The 7,629-nt window shown below is 75.3% G+C and carries 7 protein-coding genes; 2 read left to right on the forward strand and 5 right to left on the reverse strand.

Annotated elements, in window-relative coordinates:
- A partial coding sequence (locus AAHZ94_RS24385) for an adenosylcobinamide-GDP ribazoletransferase (RefSeq protein WP_349995237.1) occupies nucleotides 1-532 on the reverse strand: 532 nt, incomplete at its 3' end.
- Between the two features lie 33 nt (nucleotides 533-565).
- Between AAHZ94_RS24385 and AAHZ94_RS24390 the strand changes: the two genes are divergently transcribed.
- Entirely contained in the window at nucleotides 566-1,303 is a 738-nt protein-coding gene (locus tag AAHZ94_RS24390) for a hypothetical protein (RefSeq protein WP_349995238.1), read from the forward strand.
- On the opposite strand, the gene AAHZ94_RS24395 is transcribed toward AAHZ94_RS24390, so the two are convergent.
- From AAHZ94_RS24395 to AAHZ94_RS24410, 4 genes are all read right to left on the reverse strand, one after another.
- The gene (locus AAHZ94_RS24395; protein ID WP_349995239.1) at nucleotides 1,234-2,442 is read right to left on the reverse strand and encodes a hypothetical protein; all 1,209 of its coding nucleotides are present in this window, start codon (nucleotides 2,440-2,442) and stop codon (nucleotides 1,234-1,236) included. The two genes, AAHZ94_RS24390 and AAHZ94_RS24395, sit on opposite strands and share 70 nt — an antisense overlap.
- Nucleotides 2,439-4,205 (reverse strand): phosphatidylglycerol lysyltransferase domain-containing protein, encoded by a 1,767-nt coding sequence (locus AAHZ94_RS24400; RefSeq protein WP_349995241.1) that lies wholly within the window; start codon nucleotides 4,203-4,205, stop codon nucleotides 2,439-2,441. The genes AAHZ94_RS24395 and AAHZ94_RS24400 overlap by 4 nt, the downstream gene beginning before the upstream one ends.
- A 138-nt stretch (nucleotides 4,206-4,343) precedes the next feature.
- Entirely contained in the window at nucleotides 4,344-5,390 is a 1,047-nt protein-coding gene (cobT, locus tag AAHZ94_RS24405; protein ID WP_349995243.1) for a nicotinate-nucleotide--dimethylbenzimidazole phosphoribosyltransferase, read from the reverse strand.
- 455 nt (nucleotides 5,391-5,845) lie between these two features.
- Entirely contained in the window at nucleotides 5,846-7,060 is a 1,215-nt protein-coding gene (locus tag AAHZ94_RS24410; RefSeq protein WP_349995245.1) for a bifunctional adenosylcobinamide kinase/adenosylcobinamide-phosphate guanylyltransferase, read from the reverse strand.
- Between the two features lie 220 nt (nucleotides 7,061-7,280).
- Here AAHZ94_RS24410 and AAHZ94_RS24415 point away from each other — a divergent pair, with 220 nt between their 5' ends.
- Nucleotides 7,281-7,502 carry a hypothetical protein gene (locus AAHZ94_RS24415; RefSeq protein ID WP_349995247.1) on the forward strand — a complete coding sequence of 74 codons (222 nt, stop codon included), beginning with the start codon at nucleotides 7,281-7,283 and terminating at the stop codon, nucleotides 7,500-7,502.
- Nucleotides 7,503-7,629 lie beyond the last annotated feature (127 nt).

A 7,629-nucleotide genomic window follows, 5' to 3' on the forward strand; every position in this document is an offset into this window, starting at 1 on the left:
GGGTGAGCGCGCAGCGCCCGACGCAGGCGGCCACCGCCACCGCCAGCGCGCCTTCCGCCCAGCCCCGCGCGTACGCTTCGGCGACGGCCGCGACCTGGGCCAGGACGACGAAGACCAGGGTGAGCACGCCGAACGGGCCGATGTCCGAACGCTTCATGATCTCCAGCGCCTGGGCCGGGGGCTTGGCGCTGCCCAGGCCGTCCGCGGTGTCCGCGAGGCCGTCCAGGTGCAGGCCGCGGGTGAGCACCGCGGGGACCGCGGCCGTCGCCACCGCGGCGAGCAGCGGGCCGCCGCCGGCCAGCAGCACCAGGCCGCCGGGGACGGCCGCGCAGAGCCCCACCACGAGCCCGGCCAGCGGTGCGCAGAGCATGCCGGTGCGCGCGGCGTCCCGGTCCCAGCGGGTCACCCGTACCGGCAGCACCGTCAGGGTGCCGAAGGCGAACCGCAGGCCGTGGGCGAGGGCTGCGGCACGGGCCGCGGCGCGGGGGGCGCGGGGCGGGCGTGTGGGGGACGAATGCGGCGTGGTGTCCATCGCGCCGCAGGTTATCGCGCAGGGTGAGGGGCCATGGGGCACTGGTGGCAGCGGAACATCCTGGAGCCGGGCAAGCTCCCGCTGCTGCTGGCGCTCGCCTCGTTCGTGCTGGCCTTCGTGCTGGTCAGACTAGTCACCCGGCTGATCAGGGCGGGGCGCGGCCCGTTCCGCAACGTGACGGCGGGCGGGCTGCACGTGCACCACGTGGTGCCGGGGGTGGTACTGACCGTCATCGGCGGGTTCGGCGCGGTCGCCAGCGGTCAGCGGGGTGTGGGCGCGGCCGTCTTCGCCGTGCTCTTCGGCATCGGCGCGGGGCTGGTCCTGGACGAGTTCGCGCTCGTCCTCTACCTGGACGACGTGTACTGGTCGGAGCAGGGCCGCAAGAGCGTGGAGGTGGTGGTGCTGACGGCGGCGCGGGTGGCGCGGGTGCTCGGGGGGTTCCTGCCGTTCGGGGTCAACGACCTGACGCCGGCCGAGCGCCACGACCGCGGCCTGGTGGTGGCCAACGTCACCGCCAACTTCCTCTTCTCGCTCCTCGCCCTGGCCAAGGGCAAGCCGCGGATGGCGGTGTTCGGGGTGCTGGTGCCGTTCGTGGCGCCGTTCGGTGCCCTGCGGCTGGCCCGCCCGAGCTCACCGTGGGCCAGGCGCTGCTACCGGAACCGGCCGCGGGCCAGGGCCCGGGCCGAGCGCCGGGCCGCCGCTCACGACGCCCGGTGGGACGGGCTGCGCCGCAGGTTCCAGGACTGGCTGGGCGGCTTCCCCACCTCCTGAGCCTCCCGTGGCGCCCGTACGCGCTGGGCCGCCCGGGCCTGCTGGACTTCGCGGCCGTGCGAAACCGGCTGCACCGGCTGTACTGCCTGCACCGTCTCCGCTACCTGCACCGTCTCCGCTGCCTGGACCGGCTGCACCTGCCGCGCGCCGTGGTCCGGATCGGCGCCTGACGCGGTGCGCTGGGCCGGCACGGCGTGTGGGCCCGTCCGCCGCGGCGCGCGTACCCCCGGGAACTCGCGGGAGCCGCGCACCAGCCGCAGCGCCGGCCGCCGGGAACCTGACGCGCCCGACGCACCTGACGCTGCCGACTCGCCCGGCTGGTCTGACGCGCCCGGCCGGCCCGGGCCGCGTCCGGCCGCCCGTGGCCCGGCACCGCGTCCGGCCCGGCTGCTGCGCACCACCGCCCACGCCCGCTCCCCTGCGGTCGGCCGGGGTGCGGTCCGCCGGGCCAGCCGGTGCAGCCGCTCCACGCGCGTGCTCACCGCGCACACCACCAAGATCGCCAGGATGGCCACCAGGTGCTCGCGGCCGGCCAGGTTCGGCTTGGCGTACACCTCAAGCACCATCGAACCGATCACCAGCGCCCCGGTCAGCCAGGCCCGGTAGCGCCAGCACACGTACACCGACAGGCCGACGACGGCCGCCGACGGGCCGGTGTCGTGCTGGCTGCCGATGTCGGCGGGCAGCCCGAGCAGGGCGTCCGGGCCGAGCGCCAGGCCGAGGCGCGCGTACGCGGTGCCGGCCATGGTGGCGGCGTAGGCGATCACCAGGGTGCGGCGCCAGCCGAGCGCGCACTCGCAGATGCCGAAGACGACGAAGATCTGGAGGAGGCCGCCCCACACCGGCAGGTCGGGCGCGGGGACGAACAGCGACAGCGGGGTCCGCAGCAGCGCGCCCCACCAGGGCTGATCGGCCTGGACGTAGCCGGCGAAGGCGATGACGTCGTGGCCCCAGGGCTGGTTCTGGATGTACTGGCAGATCACGATCAGGGACACCGCCGCGATGGTCACCACCAGTGCGGCGGCCCTGCGGCGGGCCAGCCCGGCCCGTACTGCGGCGGCCAGCGGGCCCCATTCGGCGCGCACGGTCCGCCGCAGCGGGCCGGGAACCAGGTGCCAGGGCGTCTTCAAAGGCGTCACGGCCGGGTCTCCAGATGCTTGCGGTTGAGCCACTTGGGCAGTCCGGGGGCCTCCAGGAAGCCTTCGGCGCGGGCGCTGGCCAGGCCGATCCGGAGCAGGTCGGTGCTCTTTTCGAAGAGCAAGTAGCGGGGCTCCCAGATCGGTCGGTACTTCGCGTTGGCCCGGTAGAGCGACTCGATCTGCCACCAGCGGGAGCAGAAGCTGAGCAGCGAGCGCCACAGCCGCAGCACCGGGCCGGCGCCGAGGCGGGCGCCGCGTTCGAAGACCGAGCGGAACATCGCGAAGTTCAGTGAGATCTGTGTGACCTTCACCTCCTTCGCGCGCTGGATCAGCTCCAGGACCATGAACTCCATCAGCCCGTTGTCGGAGTTGCGGTCCCGGCGCATCAGGTCGAGCGAGAGGCCGCGCGGCCCCCACGGCGCGAAGCTGAGCAGGGCCTTGGGCGCACCGTCGGCGTCGAAGCACTCCAGCATCACGCAGCGGCCGTCCCGCGGGTCGCCGAGCCGGCCCAGCGCCATCGAGAAGCCGCGCTCGGTCTCCCCGTCGCGCCAGTCGTCGGCCAGCCGCACCAACTCGCGCATCTCCTCGTCCGGGATCTCCTCGTGCCGCCGGATGCGGACCGTGTAGCCGGCCCGCTTCACGCGGTTGTACGCCTGCCGTACGGTGCGCATGGCGCGGCCTTCGAGGGTGAACTCGGCGGTGTCCACCAGCGCCTCGTCGCCCAGTTCGAGGGCGTCCAGGCCGTGCCGTGCGTAGACCGTGCCGCCCTCTTCGCTCGCGCCCATCACGGCCGGGGCCCAGCCGTGCTCGCGGGCCTCGGCCAGCCACCGGTCGATCGCGCCCGGCCACGCCTCCAGGTCGCCGATGGGGTCGCCGGAGGCCAGCGAGACGCCGCCGACCACGCGGTAGGTGACGGCCGACTTGCCGGACGGGGACCAGATCGCGCTCTTGTCGTGGCGCAGCGCGAAGTAGCCGAGCGAGTCCCGCTCGCCGTGCCGGTCGAGCAGGGCGCGCAGCCGCTCCTCGTCCTCCGCGGTGATCGGGTCCACGGCCCGCCGGGAGCGGAAGGCCGCGTAGAGCACGAGCAGCAGCAGGAGGGTGCTCATGACGTTGATGATGACGTCCACCCAGCCGGGCGTGACGATGCCGGCGAACCGGTCCTCGTCGGCGGCGAGCGAGATCAGCCGCATCACCCCGTACCGCCACCGGGTCAGGAAGGTGGAGCGCTCGTCGTCGGCCGCCGTGTTGGCCACCGTGACCAGCAGCGCGGCCAGCAGCGAGCCGATCAGGAGCCCGCCGACCGCGACGACGGCGGCCAGCTTGGGGTTGGACCGGTCGCCCTTGGCGTAGAACTCGCGCCGGCCGACCAGCAGCGCCACCACGAACAGCAGGGTCAGCAGCGTCGAGATCCAGTTCTGCGGGTGCCGCCGGAACTCGTGGTACGGCAGCACCACCACGAACAGCGCCAGCAGCAGGACGCTGAGCACCAGGTTGAGAATCCAGGCGGCGCGCTTGCGGCGGCGCATGGTGACGGCCAGGAAGAGCGAGAGCGCGGCCGAGAAGAAGCCCGCCGTCAGCAGGTACGGCGTGAAGTACTCATCGACGTTGTGGCGGCGCAGATCATTGCCGAAGGACACCCACACGCCGCTCAACAGGTTGATGAACGTCACGACGCGCAGGTACCAGACCGCGAACGCCGCGCTCCGCTGGGGCCACGGGCCCTGCTGCTTGCCTTCATCCGGACTCAAGCGGACTTCTCCCATGAAAGTAGAGCATATGAGGGAGGGGTCATTTATCCGTAATTAGGGCATTTTTTTGGTCTGTGTAGACATGGCTGTGCAGCCATGCTGGTCGGCCGCCCGAGACGGGCCCCGGCCGCGCCGACCAGCGCGTCGTCCGCGTCAGTCGTGCAGCGGGAGCTCCGCCGCCAGGGCCGCCGCCGCCTGCACCATCGGCAGGGCGAGCAGTGCCCCGGTCCCCTCTCCCACACTGACGCCGTGGTCCAGAAGAGGGTTGAGCGCGGTCCGGTCCAGCGCCTTCGCCTGCGCCGGCTCGCCACTCGCCTGCCCCGCCAGCCACCAGTCCGGCGCCCGGAACGCCACCCGCTGCGCCACCAGCGCACAGGCGGCCGAAACCACCCCGTCCAGGATCACCGGGGTCTGCCGGACCGCGCTCTGGAGCAGGAAGCCGGTGGTGGCGGCCAGGTCGGCGCCGCCCGACGTGCGCAGCAGCTCCAACTGGTCACCGAGTACGGGGCGGGCCCGGCGCAGCGCGTCCCGGATCGCCGCGCACTTGCGCATCCACGCCAGATCGTCGATGGCGACCCCGCCGCGCCCGGTGACCACCGAGGCGTCGGTGCCGCACAGCGCCGCGATCAGGGTGCTGGCCGCGGTGGTGCCGCCCACGCTCAGGTCGCCGAGCACCACCAGGTCGGTGCCGGAGTCGGCCTCCTCGTCGGCGATCGCCATGCCGGCCCGGAACGCCTGCTCCACTTCCTCCGCGGTCAGCGCGTCCTCGATGTCGATCCGGCCCGAGCCGCGGCGCACCCGGTGCCGGGTGACCTCCTCGGGCAGCTCCGCCGGGTCGCAGTCGACGGCCATGTCCACCACGCGCACCGCGGCCCCGTAGCGACGGGCCAGGATCGCGACCGCGCTGGTGCCGTCGAGCACGGCCCGTACGAGGTCCTTGGTAGTGCCCGCGGGGCGACCCGAGACGCCGAGCTCGGCCACGCCGTGGTCGCCGGCGAACAGCAGCACCCGGGGGTGCTCGATCGGCTTCACCGGCACGCTGGCCTGCGCGGCGGCCAGCCACTCGGCGAGCTCGTCGAGCCGGCCCAGGGCGCCGGGCGGCGTGGCGAGTCGGGCACGGCGCTCTTCGGCGTCGCGGCGGACGGTGCCGTCGGGGCGCTCGATCAGGTCGACGAAGTCATCGAGGTGTAGACCGCTCATCCGCCGAACCCTACCGCTCCCGAGCATCCACCAGGGGTCCAGCCCCACACGGCCCGTACGGGCCCGGCCGTGCCGTCGGGGCGTGCGCGTGGGTCTCGCTTGCGCTGCTTGGGCTGGTCGGGCTGACCGGGTTGCTCGGGCTGCGCCGCGCGTGGTGCTCCGTGCCGCGCGGACCGGCCCGTACCGCCTACGTATCGCGCCCGCGCCCGCGCGTACTGGCCGCCCCGCCCGATACCCATGGGCCCGCCCCGTGCCCGCGCGTGGCGCTCCGTATCGGGCTGACTGGCTACGTAGCGCCTACGCAGCGCGCCCGCGCGCACTGCCCGCACCGCTCACGGCCGGGCCGCCCCGTACCCGCACCCATGGGCTCGCCCCGCGCCCGCGCGTGGCGCTCCGTACCGCCCGCGCCACCCCGGGACCCGACCCGCTCCGCCCGCCCGGTACGGCTCGCCCCATCAGCGCAGCGTGAGCGGCTGGCCCGCCACCACCAGCAGGACGTGTTCGCACTCGGCCGCGACGGCTGCGTTGAGGCGGCCGAGTTCGTCGCGGAAGCGGCGGCCCGACGGGGTGGCGGGGACCACGCCCGAGCCGACCTCGTTACTCACCAGGACCAGCGGGCGCCGGGTGGTCCGGACCGCCGCCACCAGTTCCGCCACGCGCGCGCGGAGCGCGTCCGCGCCGCTCGCCGCCCAGCGCTCCTCGTCCCACGCGCCCACCGCGTCCATCGCGTCCGTGAGCCACAGCGACAGGCAGTCCACGAGCAGCGGGGGCCCGTCGGCCGCCAACAGCGGCGGCAGGTCACAGGTCTCGGTGGTGCGCCAACTGCCGGGCCGGCGCTCGCGGTGGGCCGCCACCCGCGCCGCCCACTCCCGGTCGCCCGCCCGGTTGCCGCCGGTGGCGACGTAGACCACGTCGGGGAAGGCGGCGAGGCGCCGCTCGGCCTCCAGCGACTTGCCCGAGCGCGTGCCGCCGAGCACCAGGGTCCGGCGCGGCAGGTCGGGCACCGCGTGGTACTCGCCCACGATCAGCGTCTGCCCGTCGGCCACGGCCCGCGCGCCGGCCGCCGCCAGCCTGCGGTGCAGCTCGGGCCCCGGTGGCACGGTGTGGTCCAGGTGGACGGCGAGCACGTCGGTGGTGGGCGCCGTGAGGCCGACGGCCCGCAGCCGGGCCAGCGCGTCGGGCCGGCCGATCACATCCAGCAGCACCATGTCGTACGGACGCCCGCCGCCCCGCCCCGGCGCCTGGTCGGGCAGCCCGGCCGGGGCGCCGCCTGGCGGCAGGTACAGCAGCCGCTCGCCGCCCGGGCCGGTCACCTCGTACCCCGTGCCCGGTGCGTCCAGCGCGACGGCGCGCACCCGGTGCCCGCTCAGCAGCGCGAGCTCACGCCCGTCCGCGGCCCGGCCCGGTGCCGGCAGCCCGGCCGGGAACTCGACGGCCGGCCCGTCGTGCGGATGCGACAGCAGCACCTGTCGCACTCCGGCGAGCGTGCGTCCGGCCCGCGCCGCGGCCAGCGCCGGCCCCGGGGTCAGGTCGAGCAGCAGCGCGTCGTCGATGAGCAGGGCCGTCGCGGCCCGCGCCTGGCTGCCCACCGCGGTGGCGCAGGCGGCGCACGGACAGTCGGGCCGGGGCAGGCCGCTGGGGGCCCCGGTGCCGAGGAGAGTGAGTTCCACCCCCTGATCGTCTCGCGCCGGCGGCCGGCCAGCGCGCGGGGCCACCTCCGAGGGGTTGCGCGCCCGGGCTACGCTGCGGGCAAGCAGGCCGTACCGGCGCGGGCCCCCGTCCCTTGGGCACGGCGGATCGCGGCCGGTGGCGCGGGCCGTGGGAGGCGCCGGGTGGCGCGTACCCGCGGCTGCGGGCGGACGGCACGACGGCGGCAGAGACGGAGCGAACATGGCGTGGACGTGGCGGTTCGAGAAGTCCGACGGGACGCAGGTGGCTCCCCCGGTCGAGCCGGAGGACTTCCCGACCCAGGGCGACGCGGAGTCGTGGATCGGCGAGGTGTGGAAGGACCTGCTGGACGGCGGCGCCGACCAGGTGCTGCTGTACGAGGACGACGCCGTGGTCTACGGGCCCATGAGCCTGCACGCCGACCAGGCCGAACCGACCGGCTGACCGAGCCCGCCCCGTCACGGCGCCCGTCCCGCTCCGGGGCGGGCGCCGCGGCGTAGTCCGGGGGCGGGCGGCGCGGCATCCCCCCGCCGCCGGCCGGTGCCGCGGCCGGCGCCCGCGGGCCGGGGGG

The sequence above is a fragment of the Streptomyces sp. HSW2009 genome, assembly GCF_040240285.1.
In the GTDB taxonomy this organism is placed as follows: Bacteria; Actinomycetota; Actinomycetes; order Streptomycetales; family Streptomycetaceae; genus Streptomyces.

Bases quoted from the DNA above. Each gene is read 5' to 3' on its own strand.
- AAHZ94_RS24390 (WP_349995238.1), top strand. From the start codon at position 566: ATGGGGCACTGGTGGCAGCGGAACATCCTGGAGCCGGGCAAGCTCCCG.
- AAHZ94_RS24400 (WP_349995241.1), bottom strand. From the start codon at position 4,205: ATGGGAGAAGTCCGCTTGAGTCCGGATGAAGGCAAGCAGCAGGGCCCG.
- cobT (WP_349995243.1), bottom strand. From the start codon at position 5,390: ATGAGCGGTCTACACCTCGATGACTTCGTCGACCTGATCGAGCGCCCC.
- AAHZ94_RS24415 (WP_349995247.1), top strand. From the start codon at position 7,281: ATGGCGTGGACGTGGCGGTTCGAGAAGTCCGACGGGACGCAGGTGGCT.